Annotated in this window: 14 protein-coding genes; 4 read left to right on the forward strand and 10 right to left on the reverse strand. The window is 67.3% G+C overall.

The window, feature by feature from the left end; all coding sequences use genetic code 11:
• Positions 1-76: 76 nt before the first annotated feature.
• Both LV28_RS31420 and LV28_RS31425 read right to left on the reverse strand, forming a co-directional pair.
• Positions 77-886: a DUF3047 domain-containing protein gene (locus LV28_RS31420; RefSeq protein ID WP_051399210.1), complete on the reverse strand. Its 810-nt coding sequence runs from the start codon at positions 884-886 to the stop codon at positions 77-79.
• 80 nt (positions 887-966) lie between these two features.
• On the reverse strand, positions 967-1,593 hold the full coding sequence (locus LV28_RS31425) for a LysE family translocator (RefSeq protein WP_023595034.1): 627 nt from the start codon (positions 1,591-1,593) through the stop codon (positions 967-969).
• 152 nt (positions 1,594-1,745) lie between these two features.
• On the opposite strand from LV28_RS31425, the gene LV28_RS31430 reads away from it, so the two are divergent.
• Positions 1,746-3,107: a hypothetical protein gene (locus LV28_RS31430; protein WP_147291576.1), complete on the forward strand. Its 1,362-nt coding sequence runs from the start codon at positions 1,746-1,748 to the stop codon at positions 3,105-3,107.
• 27 nt (positions 3,108-3,134) lie between these two features.
• Here LV28_RS31430 and LV28_RS31435 read toward each other — a convergent pair whose 3' ends face one another.
• Both LV28_RS31435 and LV28_RS31440 read right to left on the reverse strand, forming a co-directional pair.
• The gene (locus tag LV28_RS31435) at positions 3,135-3,680 is read right to left on the reverse strand and encodes a chromate transporter (protein WP_029754800.1); all 546 of its coding nucleotides are present in this window, start codon (positions 3,678-3,680) and stop codon (positions 3,135-3,137) included.
• Positions 3,662-4,210, reverse strand: a complete 549-nt coding sequence (locus LV28_RS31440; RefSeq protein WP_025250505.1) for a chromate transporter — start codon at positions 4,208-4,210, stop codon at positions 3,662-3,664. The genes LV28_RS31435 and LV28_RS31440 overlap by 19 nt, the downstream gene beginning before the upstream one ends.
• Before the next feature lie 265 nt (positions 4,211-4,475).
• Here LV28_RS31440 and LV28_RS31445 point away from each other — a divergent pair, with 265 nt between their 5' ends.
• Positions 4,476-5,399: a LysR family transcriptional regulator gene (locus LV28_RS31445; protein ID WP_023871877.1), complete on the forward strand. Its 924-nt coding sequence runs from the start codon at positions 4,476-4,478 to the stop codon at positions 5,397-5,399.
• Positions 5,400-5,431: 32 nt separating this feature from the next.
• On the opposite strand, the gene LV28_RS31450 is transcribed toward LV28_RS31445, so the two are convergent.
• Positions 5,432-6,040 carry a TlpA family protein disulfide reductase gene (locus LV28_RS31450; protein ID WP_048806409.1) on the reverse strand — a complete coding sequence of 203 codons (609 nt, stop codon included), beginning with the start codon at positions 6,038-6,040 and terminating at the stop codon, positions 5,432-5,434.
• Between the two features lie 117 nt (positions 6,041-6,157).
• A complete protein-coding gene (locus LV28_RS31455) occupies positions 6,158-7,309 on the reverse strand; it encodes a transglutaminase-like domain-containing protein (RefSeq protein WP_023595040.1) in 1,152 nt (383 codons plus the stop codon).
• A gap of 106 nt (positions 7,310-7,415) precedes the next feature.
• Here LV28_RS31455 and selD point away from each other — a divergent pair, with 106 nt between their 5' ends.
• Positions 7,416-8,495, forward strand: a complete 1,080-nt coding sequence (gene selD, locus LV28_RS31460) for a selenide, water dikinase SelD (RefSeq protein WP_023595041.1) — start codon at positions 7,416-7,418, stop codon at positions 8,493-8,495.
• Positions 8,496-8,544: 49 nt separating this feature from the next.
• Here the strand turns inward: selD and LV28_RS31465 are convergent, their stop codons facing one another.
• From LV28_RS31465 to LV28_RS31480, 4 genes are all read right to left on the reverse strand, one after another.
• Complete coding sequence (locus LV28_RS31465; protein WP_025250507.1) at positions 8,545-9,366, reverse strand: alpha/beta fold hydrolase; 822 nt, start codon at positions 9,364-9,366, stop codon at positions 8,545-8,547.
• A 14-nt stretch (positions 9,367-9,380) separates the two neighbouring features.
• Positions 9,381-10,952, reverse strand: a complete 1,572-nt coding sequence (locus tag LV28_RS31470; RefSeq protein ID WP_023595043.1) for a benzoate-CoA ligase family protein — start codon at positions 10,950-10,952, stop codon at positions 9,381-9,383.
• Between the two features lie 165 nt (positions 10,953-11,117).
• Positions 11,118-12,704, reverse strand: a complete 1,587-nt coding sequence (locus LV28_RS31475; protein ID WP_025250508.1) for a 3,4-dehydroadipyl-CoA semialdehyde dehydrogenase — start codon at positions 12,702-12,704, stop codon at positions 11,118-11,120.
• Positions 12,705-12,754: 50 nt separating this feature from the next.
• Positions 12,755-13,225 carry a DUF4863 family protein gene (locus tag LV28_RS31480; RefSeq protein ID WP_023871873.1) on the reverse strand — a complete coding sequence of 157 codons (471 nt, stop codon included), beginning with the start codon at positions 13,223-13,225 and terminating at the stop codon, positions 12,755-12,757.
• A gap of 270 nt (positions 13,226-13,495) precedes the next feature.
• Between LV28_RS31480 and LV28_RS31485 the strand changes: the two genes are divergently transcribed.
• The gene (locus tag LV28_RS31485; RefSeq protein ID WP_023595044.1) at positions 13,496-14,410 is read left to right on the forward strand and encodes a helix-turn-helix transcriptional regulator; all 915 of its coding nucleotides are present in this window, start codon (positions 13,496-13,498) and stop codon (positions 14,408-14,410) included.
• Positions 14,411-14,519 lie beyond the last annotated feature (109 nt).

The following is a 14,519-nucleotide window of genomic DNA, read 5'->3' on the forward strand; positions in this document are numbered from 1 at the left end:
TTTTCGCGATGGATTTTTGCCCGGAGCGATACGTCGTCGCGCACCCCGCTTCTGGTTTGCCATCGGCTGCCGCCGCCTATTTTTCCGCCCCGAACCGCACGTCGCCATACCAGGCATGTGCACTCGCATGGGTGTTGTCGCTGTCGGTGAAAACGCCGTAACCCAGCAGCCTGCCCGGCTTCTCCCTGAACACCCGCTCGTAATCGGCCGCGAGGTTTCGGCTGAACGTCTGCCACTTGCCGAGCGACGCATCGCCTCCCGCCACCACGAGCATCTGCACCCGGTCGGTGTGCGGGTTCTGGATGACGCCGCCCGGCACGGCGTCGTTGGACCAGATGTACATGAGCGTGGCGTATGGCAGGTCTTCGCCGCCCGCCTTGGCCAATGTCATCGTCGCGCGATCGCCGAACGGCAGCTTCGACTTGTCGCCATCGAAGAAGAACACGAGCCGCGCCGGTGAATCTTCCTTGTCGGCCACACGGTTGTCCGCGCCCGGGATGGCGTTGTCGACTTTCCAGCGCCATGTCACGACAGGCGTCGCGCCCAGGTCGATCCGGTCGCCCTTGGCCATGAGCGCCGAGGCGGAATCGGCGGCGTTCGCTTCGACGACGTTGCTCCGACCATCGGCGACGACGGTGTACGTCGTCAGCTTCTTGCCGCTCACGACCGGCAGGTTCTGCCAGCCGGCGAGCGAGGTGCTGCCGGGCGCCGCCCGCGAAAACGCGACGGCGGCGACGGCCGGGGGCGGCGGCGCGGCGGCGTCGGCCGCGAACACCGGGTCAACGGGCCCGAGTCCGGCGATCAGGCAGGCCGCCGCGCCAAGCACGCGTAGCGGTGGAACATTCGGGGAACGCACTGAGCGAAGCGGCGAAACGATGCGAGGCATGGTGAGCGACTCCGGCGTTTGCGACGTTTGTGACGTTTTTGACGTTTTCCCCTCGAAACGCGGCGCCCGACCGCGCGGGCTCAGCGCTGCTGCATGGCCACACGCAGGCCGAGGCCGATGAAGAGGCTGCCGATGATCTTGCCCTGCCAGCGCAGCAGCCACGTGAAGCGCTTCACGAATCTGCCCAGTGGACGCACCGACAAGGCGATCGCGGCGGTATACAGCGCGCTCATGGCGACGAATACCATGCCGAGCACCAGGAATTGCAGGAAGACGTTGCCCTCGTGCGCATGCACGAACTGCGGCATGAACGCGAGAAAGAAGAGCGCCGTCTTGGGATTGAGCACTTCGGTCGCCACGGCCTGCACGAAGGCGCGTCCCGGCGATACGCGAGGGGCCGCCGGCAATTGCGGGTCGCTCGGAGGCTCGCGCAACGCCTTGATGCCCAGATAGATCAGGTACGCCGCCCCCACGTATTTGACGACATCGAATGCCAACGCGGAGGTCATCAGCACGGCCGACAATCCGACAGCCGCGCACAAGGTGTGCACGAGATCGCCCAACGCGATTCCCACACCGGTCATGACCCCCGCCCGTCGCCCACCCTGCACGGTGCGCGTGATGGTCAGCAGTACGGCCGGTCCGGGAATCAGAAACAGCCCGAGAACGACAACGACGAACGTGGCAAGCGTGGCTAGGGTCGGCATGGGGCCTCCGGTGAGATCGATGGCGATGCAATGACGACATCATCCCAGATTCCGCGTGGATTCGCCCGAAAGCGATACGGGCGAATCCGGAAGCACGCCGCAGGCACTGCGCCGACGATGCTCGCCTCATTCATCGAACGGAGACATGCGATATGCCAATGACTTGCGCCGGCCCCGCCATCAACCCCACCGTTCCCCCCGCGAACACGTTTCTTCAGCTTGGCATGCGCGTGGTGACGTGCGTTCGGGACGGGTTTCGCGATGATTTCGCAGGCATGACCGCCTGCCTTCGCGAGAGCGGATGGCGGTGTTTGCTCGACGAGGCGTGGCACAACGCGAGCGAACGCTTTCGGGTTCGCGGTGTGACGCTGCCCGAGGCAGCGGACGTCACCTTCGCCTGCGCCGCCAGCATACTGGCGATCGGCGCGACCTGCCGGTATCTGTGGCCTGAACTCCGGGCACTGGAGCGGGCGATCGCCGAGGGGGAAGGCGCGCGGCACGAATGGGCGTTGCAAACTGACGCGCAATTGCGCCGCCGGACGCTGGCCGACGTCACGGTCATGCGCCAGTGCATGGCAGCGTTCGAAGCGACCGAAGCCGATGCTAACGCTGCCAATACCACCAATGCGGGCGTTTCCGCGCGCGATCACGATCGCATGTCGCCGACGTCGCGCCGTAGGCTGGCCGAGATGCGCATTTCGGAAGCTCTGGTGCTGCATGTCGCAGACGCGCCGCAATGCAGCCTGGCGCAAAGCGACCGCGTCGCGGGCCTCTGCCAGTTGCTGGCACACGGGCTCGGCTTTCGATTGCCCGCGGCGCGGTTGCGAACGCTGCACGTGAGCGACGCGCGCCCTTCCCTGATTCGCTTCGACGAGGCTTTCGCCCTGTTGCGCGAACGTCTCGAGCCGGATTGGCGACGCGACACCCCGGGCGCGCCGACGTTTTGCGTACACCCGATCGATGTCCAGCTCTTCGATCCCGCGGAGACGACCGACGATCTGTGCGCGGACGTTCGCGACGCGCGTCGCCTTCTCACGCACCCGGAAGCGCTGCGCCGCGTGCGCTCGCGCGTTGTCGCGCTGATCGCCGCGAGCGTACGTGAAGACTGCGGCGGGACAGGAGACTGGCGGGCACTCGCCGAGCGCGCATTACGCACCGCCGCGCAATTGGGCATGACGTGCGGGCGGGTGCTCGGTGCGCTGGGCATTGCCACGCGCTCTGGGGTGAGCGCTCGCGCCGCATGGCGGTGGAGCGACGAGGTCCCGATGGCGCCAGGCAGGCACCCCGCGCCAGCCATCGGGGCGGACGTTGCGCAGTGGGTCGCCCGCACCATGCTGCTCGCGGGCAAGACCGCATGCCCGCCACGCCTCGCGGCGCTGGCACGCGGCGATACGCCGGCGTCGCTGGTGATCGGCTCGGCCGCATGGACCGATCTGGTCGATGGCATCGCGGTGCTGGGACGCGAGCATTGGCGCGTGGCGTACGCGCAGGTGTGTGAGGTCGGCCGGGCCTGAACCCGCCCGGTCGCGCGTCTGGCGCGTCTACAGGTAGGCGCCGCCCAACAACCCTGCGACGCTGCCTGCCGCGAGCCACCAAAGCGGGTGCACACGCGTGCGAATCGCCAGCACCGCCACGCTTGCCGTGATGCCGGCGAGCAGCCATGAGGTGGCCGATGCCTGTGCGATCAAGGCGGCGCTCGCGGCCACGAGCCCGGCGGTCATGGGCACCAGACCGGCCTGAACGATGCGTCGCCACGGCCGGTCCTTGAACCGCTCCCACAAGTGCAGGACACCGACGGTGATGAGCGACGAGGGGCCGAATTTTGCAATGGAGGTGACCAGCATGCCTTGCCAGCCGGCCACGTGCCAGCCAACCAGCGTCACGATCATGAGGTTCGGGCCCGGCGCGGCCTGTCCCAGGGCGAATAGCGCGCTGAACGCTTCCGAGGTCATCCAGTGATGCACGTCGACGACTTGCCGCTCCATCTCCGGCAGGATGGTGTTGCCGCCGCCGAAGGCCAGTACCGACAGCTGGGTGAAGATGACGGCCAGCGAAATGAGGGTGCCGGTCACTGCGACACCCGCCATGTGGCATAGATCGAAATCGGCGTCATCACGGCCATGGTCAGCACCAACGGCACACGCAGCACGGCAATGGCGATGAAGCACGCGAGCGCCACTGCGCCGAGCACCATCGATTTGCGCAGCGGCCACGACACCTTCCAGGCCATCTGAATCAACAGGCCGGCCGCCGCCGCCGCGAGCCCGGCAAACAGATGCTTGACGTGCGGATCGTTCTGAAAGTGCTGGTAGATCATGCCGAGCAGGATCACCACGGCCGACGGTGCCGCGATGAGCCCCAGGATCGACGCGAGCGCGCCGCGCCAGCCGTGAAAGCGCATGCCCAGCGCGACGGACAGGTTGATGATGTTGCCGCCGGGCAGAAACTGGCAGAGCCCGAGCAGATCGGTGAACTCGGCAGGCGTGAGCCATCGGTGCTTCTCGACGACCATGCGCCGCGCGAGCGGCAACGCACCGCCGAATGCGGTCATTCCAAGGCCGAGAAAGCCGAGGAACAGCGCGCGGACGCTCGGCGCGGGGCGGGTGTCGCCCGGCATCGCGACGGACGTTGTCGACGGCGTGGAAGCGGGGGGGCAAGAGGCCGCCGGGACACGCGTCGTGGAACCGACGTCGGCAGCGGAGGGAGGAGGGGCCGGAATACACATGGCGGGTTCATTCTGAAAACGTGACTGCTTTGGGGGCCGCCCGGCCCTGGGCGCCATCGAGACAGCGATGCATGGGCCGCGCGGGACCCCTTGAGCGTAGGCGGATTCCGCTATATTGTCCAATATATGGAAGTGACTTGAATCATATCGAATCAATATGGCAAACATCGACGTACGCCTGTTGCGCTACTTCATTGCGGTAGCCGAAACCGGGCACATGACGCGGGCGGCCGAGCGGCTGGGCATCGGCCAGCCGCCGCTTTCGCAGCAGATCCGGGTGCTCGAGACGCAATTGGGCGTCACGCTGTTCGAGCGGCTGCCGCGCGGGATGGCGCTGACCGACGCCGGACAGGCCTTTCTTGCCGACGCGTACGAAGTCGTGCGCAAACTCGACCAGGCGGTCGACGACGTACGTCGCGTGGCGGCGGGGGTGAAGGGGCGGCTCTCGGTGGGCTTCACGAGTTCGGCGGCGTTGCATCCGTTCGTGCCGACGGTGATCCGGGCGTTCCGCGCCGACGCGCCGTCCGTTTCCCTGATGCTCGACGAAGCGAGCACGAGCGAGCTGCTCGACAGCCTGCGCGACGGCCAGCTCGACGTGGCCTTCATTCGTCAGCCGCAGGGCGATACGGGGCAGATCACGTTTGTGCCGGTACTCGAAGAGCCGATGGTGCTCGCCGCACCGTCGGCGCATCCGTTGGCCCTCACGGGGCGTGCGGGCAAGGCGGTGGTCCCGATGACCGCCATCGCTGCCGAGAAGCTGATTCTTTACCGGCGACGCACGGGGCAGGGGTTGTACGACGCGATCATCGCCGCATGCCACGGCGCGGGCTTCAGCCCGAACATCGAACAGGAGGCGCCGCGTTTGCTCACCACGCTCTCACTCGTGGCGGCAGGGCTCGGTGTGTCGGTGGTGCCCGCATCGCTCATGCGCATGCAGGTGGAGGGCATCGTGTACCGTCCGCTCGCGCCGCCGCCGCGCGCGCCCCTGTACTGCGCCTATCGCGAGGGCGTGCTGGCCGGCCCCACGGCGCGGCTGCTCGATCATGTCCACGTCGCGGCGCGCTCGGTCGCGCCGGAATAGGGCAGGCGGGGTCGACCGGGAGCGGCGGCCCGTCAGGCGGACGTGCCGCCCTTTTGCGCGAGCAACGTTTCGATGTGGCCGTGCAGGCCGATGTCGCTCCATTCGAGTTCGCCCATGCGCCAGAAGCGCGCATTGCCGGCGCGGTCGATGAGATACGTCGCCGGCAGTCCGATCGGACCGAAGCGCTTGTAGACGGCGCCGTCGATGTCGAGCAGCACGGTGCCGTCGATGGGGACTTTGTCGACGAACGGCTTCACGGTGGCCGGCGGTTCCTTGTAGTTGACGGCGACGAGCATCAGTCCGCGCTCGCGATACTGCCGCGCCACCGCTCCCATGGCCGGGATTTCCTCGCGACACGGCGCACACCACGTCGCCCAGAAGTTGAGGATGACCACTCGCCCGCGCCATGCCGACGAGGCATGCGTGGTGCCGTCGAGGGCCGGCAGCGAAAACGCCGGTGTGGCGCCGCGCCATGCCGAGAGCGTGCCGCCGGAGGTGCCGGCCAGCACGCTGTCGTCGACTTGCGCCGTGCCCTTGGACGGTCCTGCCGCCATGGTCGGCGCGCTCATGCCGCCGATCGCGCCGACGGCTCCGGCGGCGCCAATGGCGCCCATCGTGTGAAGGAAATGTCGGCGCTGCATGGCAAGGCGCTCCTCGGGACGTGATGTCGCGCCGCACGTTGCGCGGCGCGATCATTCTGGTGGCCGGTCGGTCGGCAGATCGACCGTTCGGCGTGAACGAAAGGCAAACGCCGCGGGTCAGGCGGTCAGCTCGCGCGCGCTCATGCGATAGCGGAACGTGTCCGGGTCAAGACTGTCGAGCCGGGCATTCGCCACTTCGCCGTTCGGATACATGAGGAACGGCACGGGCTCGCGGTTCGCTCGCGTGGCGCCCGGCAGCGCGATGTCCGCGCCGTGATTGAATGCGACCCAGTTCATTTCCCACTGACCAAAGAGCATGGCGCGGGCAGCGCGTACGCGCAGGTCGTCGAGCGGCAGGCCGCCCGGCACTTCCTCGAGCACGACCTTGCGCACGTCAGCCGGGTCCACTGGCACCCAGCCATAGCCGGCGGCATGGAATTCGGCGCGGCAATGCTGGGCCCGCGTCACGTCGCCGGCCTTGCCCAGGCTGTTGAAACCATGCTGCGAGGCGGCGACCCGCACGCCGTAGGCGTCGCGCGCCGGAATGCCCACCGAGCGCGCCAGCGCGGTGAACAACGCGTTGATGTCGGCGCATTTGCCCGCGAGATTGCCGGTGGTAAGCATGTAGCGCACGTCGCCCGTGCCGCAGCCGCGCACCGATCCTTCACGCCGACAGTTGTCCACGATCCACTCGTAGATGGCGCGCGCTTTCTCCACGTCGCCCTGTTGGCCGCGCGTGATTTTCTCGGCGGTCTCGCGCACGAGCCCATCCGTCGGCTGGAGCGTCGTGGGCTGCAGATACTGGCGCAGCACGGCCGGCGCTTCCTTCGGGGCATCGGCCGACGGCGGCTGCGACAAATCGACGCGCCTGTCGCGTGTGGCGAAGGTGTTGACCAGCGTGACGGTACGGGCCTGCGTCGCATCCGGCCAGGCGACCGCGAGCATCGGCACCCCCACGCCTGCCGCACCGCGCACCATGCGAAGTTCCGCCTTCGCGCCGGGCGCCTCCCAGCGGGTGCCGAGTGCCTGCTGGTAGCCGCCGCCGGGCGAAGTCGCCACGGGCAGCCAGACTCGCGCGGGGCCGCCGCCCGCGGCGGCGGCGGGCAGATCGACCTGCGTCGTCAGCTCGAACGTGCGCCAGCCGTCGGCGGCGTCGTGCGGCGAGGCGGCGCGCGGCGACGCGTGTGCCTGGACGGGCAGCAGCGAGCTGGTGAGAAGGGAGGCGGGCAGGGCGCAGGCGCCCAGAGAGAGAAAGCGGCGGCGTTGCATGGAGAGGTCCCCTAGGGTTCAGCGCTCACGGCGCATGTGAGAGGGTGCTACAAGGGCAAAGCTGCTCCATAATACGTCGAGTTTCGATAAACGAACACCAACCACCATGACCGCAATCGATGCAACCCAAGCGGGCGCCACGCCGGCCGCTCCGCGCCTGACTTCGCTTTCGCACGGCGGCGGCTGCGGCTGCAAGATCGCGCCGGGCGTGCTGTCCGAACTCCTGGCCCGCAACGATACGCCGCTGCCCGCGCCTGCCGCGCTGCTCGTCGGCACGGAAACGTCGGACGATGCCGCGGTCTATCAGCTCAACGACGAGCAGGCCATCATCGCCACGACCGACTTCTTCATGCCGATCGTCGACGATCCGTACGACTTCGGCCGCATTGCCGCGACCAACGCGCTGTCCGACATCTACGCCATGGGCGGCAAGCCGATCTTTGCGCTGGCCATCGTCGGCATGCCGATCAACGTGCTGCCGCGCGAGACGATTCGCGACATTCTGCGCGGCGGCGAATCGATTTGCGCCGAAGCGGGCATTCCGATTGCCGGGGGACACAGCATCGACTCGGTGGAGCCGATCTACGGCCTGGCGGCACTCGGCGTGGTGCATCCGAAGCGCCTGAAGCGCAACGCCGACGCTCAGGCCGGCGACGTGCTGGTGCTCGGCAAGCCGTTGGGCGTCGGCGTCATGTCCGCCGCCCTGAAGAAGAACCAGCTCGACGACGCGGGCTATCGCCTCATGATCGATGCGACCACGCGCCTGAACCGCGTCGGACCGGCCCTCGCCGCGCTGCCGGGCGTGCATGCGCTCACCGACGTGACCGGCTTCGGCCTGCTCGGGCACACGCTCGAGATGTGCCGCGGCGCGAATCTGGCCGCGTATTTGCGCATGGCCGACGTGCCGCTGTTCGACGGTGTGCGCGAACTCGCGGACAAGGGATGCATCACCGGGGCTTCCGGGCGCAACTGGGCGTCTTACGGCGCATCGGTGGAACTGGGAGATCGGTTGACCACGCGCGATCGCGACCTGCTGTGCGATCCGCAAACGGCCGGCGGCCTGCTGGTGTCGTGCGCGCCCGGGGCTGTCGACGACGTGCTGGCCGTCTTCCGTGCCGATGGCTTTGCCGAGGCGGGCATCGTTGGGGCAATGCGCCCCGGCAAGCCGGGCGTACGCGTGATCTGATCCGTCACGGGACCGTGGGCGTTCCCCCGATCGGGAGGCGCCCGCGATGTCATGCGGCCTGCCGCTCGGCGTGCGCGCCGATGAACGCCACGATCGCCTCGCCCAGCGCCTGTGGCGCGTCGCGATGCGGCGAATGTCCGCAGGCGGGCAGCTTCACCACCCTGGCGTGCGGCACGTTGGCCGCAATGCTGTCCATTTGCGCCATCGTGCCGTACTCGTCATCTTCACCCTGAATCGCCAGCAGCGGCTTCGTGATGCTCGCCACCGCTCCGACCAGGTTCCAGTCGCGAAACGCCGGGTTCAGCCAGATGTCGTTCCATCCCCAGAACGCGGAATCGACGTCGTCGTGATAGCGCGCGAGCTTTGCCCGCAGATCGCTCGTCTCGTACACGGTCTTCGTCCTGGCGATGCTGTCCACCGAGAGGTCCTCGACAAACAGATGCGGCGCGATGACCACGGCACCGGCGAGCCGGTCAGGGAAGGCCGCCGAGAACAACAGCGAGATCGAACCGCCGTCGCTGTGACCGACAAGCCAAACGCGCTCGGCCTGAGCCGCACCCACACCGACGGCGTCGAGAAACGCGGGCAGGACTTCGCGTGCCTGCCGGTGCATGAAGTCCACCGGCCATTTCTCGTCATGCGGGCGCGGTGTTGAGCGACCGTAACCGTTGCGCGAATACACGAGGCCGCGAAATCCCCCGGCCTCGCAGAGTTGCTGTGGCCAGTCCTTCCACATGGCCACGGAACCGAGCCCCTCGTGCAGGAACACGAGCAGGGGGGCCTGGCTGCGCTCGGGGTGAATCCAGCGGTACTCCAGCGAGAGCGGGCCGTGCGAGGCCGTCTCGATCTGCGCGAACTGTACGTCCGACATCGTTCTCTTTTCTCCTATAACAACTCGCGCAGCTTGAAGCGCTGCACCTTGCCGGTAGCCGTTTTCGGCAGGTCGTCGACAAACACCAGCTCGCGCGGATACTTGTGCGGTGCCAGACGCGACTTGACGAAGGCCTTGAGCTCGCTGGCCATCGCCTCGGTCGGCGCCATGCCCGGCTTGAGCACGACAAACGCCTGCGTCTTGGTCAGGCCGTTATCGTCGCGGCCGACGACCCCCGCCTCGAGCACCGCGTCGTGCTGCATGAGCACCATTTCCACTTCGATGGGCGACACGTATTGGCCGCTGACCTTGAGCATATCGTCACTGCGCCCGGCATAGACGTAATACCCATTGGGTAGACGTTGATACTTGTCGCCGCTCTTGAGCCAGTCGCCGAGGAACGTGGCGCGCGATTTCTCTCGATTGCACCAATACATCAGCGCCGCGCTCGGCCCGCGAATGTAGAGGTCGCCGATCTCGCCGTCCGGTACCGGGTGACCCTGTTCGTCCCGCAATTGCACTTCATAGCCCGGCACCGGCTCGCCGGTGGTGCCGTAGGCTACCTGGCCCGCACGATTCGACAGGAAGATGTGGAGCATCTCGGTCGAGCCGATGCCGTCGAGGATTTCGGCGCCGAAGTGCGCTGTGAACCGCTCGCCGATCTCGCGCGGCAGCGCTTCGCCGGCCGACGTGCACAGGCGCAACGCCACGTCGGCGCGCGCAGGCAGGTGCGGCGAGGCGAGCAGGTTGGCGTAGAGCGTGGGCACACCGTAGAAGATCGTCGGTCGATGGCGGCGAAGCCGCAGGGCCACGGCTTCAGCCGTCGGACGCTCAGCCATCAGGATCACGGTCGCCCCGACCGACAGCGGGAACGTCAGTCCGTTGCCCAGACCGTAGGCGAAGAAGAGCTTGGCCGCCGAGAAGGCAACGTCGTCTTCTCGAATGCCCAGCACGTTTCGACCATAGGTCTCGGCGGTCCAGTAAAGGTTGGCGTGCGTATGCACGGTGCCCTTGGGCTTGCCGGTCGAGCCGGACGAATACAGCCAGAAGGCGATGTCGTCGCCCGCGGTATCCGCCGGTACGGCGCTCGGCGGGCCGTCGACCAGGGCGTCGAAGGTCGGGAGCGCGGGGGCGGCACCGGCTTCGGCGGCGACCGGCTGGGAGACGATGCACGGCGGCACAGGGCCCGTCTGCGCCACTTTGTCGAGGGCGGCCTGCACCGTGGGCATGAGCACGCCGGACGCGATCACGAGTTGCGCCTTGCTGTGCGAGATCATGTACGCATAGTCGTCGGCGGTGAGCAGCGTATTGACGACCACGGGCACCACGCCCGCATACAACGCGCCGAGAAACGCGACCGGCAGATCGACGGTGTCGAGCATGATGAGCAGAATGCGCTGCTCACGATGCACGCCCGCGCGCGCCAGGCCGGTGGCGAAGCGCCGGCTTTGCTCGGCCAGTTCGCCGTAGGTGAGGGCGCGTGTGTCGTCGAGATATGCAGTCTTGGCGGCGCGCTCGCGATTGAGCGCCTCCAGATGCGCGGCGAAGTTGAAGTTCGCCGGCGGTGGGGTGAGTACGGCTTCCATGTTGCCTCCGGTGGATCACCGCGAGAGGTCGCTCCAAATGCGGGGCGCCCACGCGGCGTGAGTTCTTTTGGCGCTCTGTCGGCGCCTGTGTGAATCACCTTGACTGCGACGGCTTGCGGCTTGCTGCGGATAACTTGACTGTAGTGCGCGAATGGCGGGGCAGGGTCAGCCGTTCGGAAATTCCACGGCATCCTGCGTCAGCGCTTCGATCAGCGCGGCGGGGCCCTGAACGGCCGAGCGCACATGATAGAAACGCAGAGCACGCAATCCGCCCAACTCCTCGCCACCGCCGGCGCGACCCGGACCGCCATGCAGCGACTGCGGCATGACATTGCCGTGGCCGGTCTGCGATTTCGCGACGGACGGATCGACGGCGTGCACGCGCCCGTGCGCGTCGGCCAGCGCGAGCGCCGGTGCGTGCATCGCGACCGCATCGTTGCTGTACAGCGAGACGACCAGCGAGCCCCGCGCACGACGGGCGAGCGCGATGGCGTCGTCGAGGTCGCGGTAACCGACGAGTGTGGCGACCGGCCCGAACACTTCCGTGTCGTGGATGCGCACGCCGCTCGCGCCGTCGCGCAGCCCAAGCAGCACCGGCGCGACGCAAGCGCTTTGCGGGCCGGCATCGACGAAGGCGGCATCACGATTACCGTCGTACAGCGTCTCGGCTTCCGCTTGCAGGTGGGCGATGCCCTCGAGCACGGCGCGCTTTTGCGCGAGGCTCACGAGCGCGCCCATCTTCACCGTCTCGTTGCGCGGGTTGCCAACGACGGTCCTCGCCAGACGCTCGGTGATCGCCGCCGCGGCGGCGTCGAAATGTTCGGCAGGGACCAGCGCACGGCGAATGGCCGTGCACTTCTGTCCCGACTTGACGGTCATTTCGCGCGCCACTTCACGCACGAACTGGTCGAATGCGGGCGTGCCGGGCAAGGCGTCGGGCAGCAGGATCGCGCTGTTCAGGCTGTCGGCTTCCACGTTGATGCGCGCGGAGCGTTGCGTGAACGCCGGGTGGGCACGCAGCGTGGCGGCGGTGTCGGCCGAGCCGGTAAACGAGACGATGTCGAACGGGCCGATCCGGTCGAGCAGACCGGCGGCGCTGCCGCAAATCACCGACAGGCTGCCCGGCGGCAGGATGCCCGCCGCAACGACATCGGCCACCATGCGCTGCGTGAGCCAGGCGGTCGATGTCGCCGGTTTGACGATCACCGGCACGCCCGAGAGCAAGGCGGCGGCGGCCTTCTCCCACAACCCCCAGGCCGGGAAGTTGAAGGCGTTGATGAAGAGCGCGACGCCCGGCGTCGGACGAAACACGTGACGCACCGCGAACGACGCGTCTTTCGCGAGCGGCACGGCGGCACCGTCGAGCAGCGTGTGTGCGTCGCCGAGCGTCGCGCCGAGCTTCGCAAACGTCGACAGCGTGTAGATGGCGCCGTCGATGTCCACGGCGGAATCGGTGGCGACCGTGCCGGCATTGGCGGTGGCAATGGCGTAGTAGTCGTCGCGATTCGCCTGCAGCGTGGCGACGATCTGTGACAGACGCGCGGCGCGCTCGCCATACGACAGCGCGCGCAGGGCCGGGCCGGCGGTATCGCGCGCATACGAGAAGGCGGCGTCGAGATCGAGCCCGGCGCTCGAGACGAAGGCGAGCGTGTCGCCGGTCACGGGGTCGGTGAGCGCGGTGCGTTCGCCGCTGCCGGCCACCCATTGACCGGCAACGTAGTTTTCCAACAAGGCAGGGGTACGCATGTCCATGAACCGATAAGCAAACAGGGAAGCAGGCGGCAGGCGCCTGCGCGCGACGCTCAGGCGCCGCGCGTGAATTCGATGGCGCCCTCGGGCAGCAGATAGAGCACGAGCGCCCGACCGTGGGCGACCGTCGGACGGTGCGCCGTGCCGGGGCCGTACACGCACCAGCCTGCGGGATGACCGTCGAAGGTCGCGCCCGCCGTGAGCGGCATGATCAGATCGATTTCGCCATTCGGGTGCACGTGATGCGGACCGGCCAGATCCGCCATGTCGACAACGTCGACGGAAAAGCCGTGCGTGTCGGGCGAAGGTTTGATGACGCGTCCGTAGCGAATGCCGCCGCCTTCGCGGTTGCACAGCCAGCCTTCGGCGACACCGGTGCGGCAGGCGTCGGCGAGCGCTTCATACCCGGGGGAGCCTGCACCGTAGTGCGTGTTGAGCCAGTCGGCGAGGCCGGCGTCGAGCGGGCGTTGGTCGATTTGCCGGGTGAGCGCGGCAATCAGCGCCTGAAATTGAGGCACATCCATCCATGTCTCCTGGGGACGTTCGCAGGCGCTACACCGGTCGCGGCGGCAGCAGAGGTCCGGCAAAGGCCGGCCGGCATCGTCTCGACAATGCCCTGTCGTTCGCGCGCATGGCGGTCCGCGCACTGTCTGTTGGTATGACGTCGATCAATGGCGGTGCGCAGAGGTCTGGCCCGTGTTTGCTTTTTTACCGACGCATGGTGAAAATTAGAGCATGCAAATTTCGCTGTCAAGCAATATATTACATGTTATCTGCTTCGAGGATCTCCCCCGATGAATAAGAGTGCGCAAGCCGATGGGGTGCCGACGGCACGTGGCGCCGGTGAGAAGGACCCGTTCCTGGTCGCGCTGGGCGAGCGGGTACGCACGCTGCGTGCCCGCCGTGGCCTCACACGCAAGGCGCTGGCGCTCGACGCCGGCGTCTCCGAGCGCCATGTGGCCAATCTGGAGTCGGGGGTCGGCAATGCGTCGGTGCTGTTCCTGCGTCAGTTGGCACAGGCACTAAATTGCACATTGGCGGAAATCGTGGGCGACGAAACGACGTCGTCGGCCGAGTGGCTGCTCATTCGCGAAATCCTCCATGGACGCGACGGCGAGGCGCTCACGCGCGCGCGCCAGGCACTCACCGAACTGTTCGCGGGCAGCGAGCGCGACCCGGACCGGCGCGGGCGCATCGCGCTCATCGGGCTGCGTGGCGCGGGCAAGTCCACGCTCGGTCGCATGCTCGCCGACGACATGCACGTGCCGTTCGTCGAACTCAACCGCGTGATCGAGCAACTGGCCGGTTGCCCGCCCTCGGAGATTTACTCGCTGTATGGCGCCTCGGCCTACCGTCGATACGAGTTGCGCGCGCTCGAGGCGGTCGTCGCCGAGCACCCGCGCGCGGTGATCGCCTCGCCGGGCGGCATCGTGAGCGATGCCGCGACGTTCAATTTCCTGCTCACCCATTGCTATACGGTATGGTTGCAGGCCTCGCCCGAAGAGCATATGAAGCGGGTGGTGGCGCAGGGTGACCTGCGCCCGATGTCGGGCAATGCCGAAGCCATGGACGATCTCAAGCGCATTCTGGCCGGCCGACAGGACTTCTATGCCAAGGCCGACATGAGCTTCGACACCGGCGGGCGCGCCCTGGCAGACGCCTATTTGCAGTTGCGCGGCCGCCTCGCCGTGCAGTTATCGTCCGACTGACGAGGCGTAACTGCAAAATAATTCATTTTTATTTAAATAAACGGTTGACGATGGGTTTGTGCTGCACTATATTGCAATCCAACAAGATCATTATTCGTGTTGGAGGCAA

The sequence above is a fragment of the Pandoraea pnomenusa genome (assembly GCF_000767615.3).
Classification (GTDB): Bacteria; Pseudomonadota; Gammaproteobacteria; order Burkholderiales; family Burkholderiaceae; genus Pandoraea; species Pandoraea pnomenusa.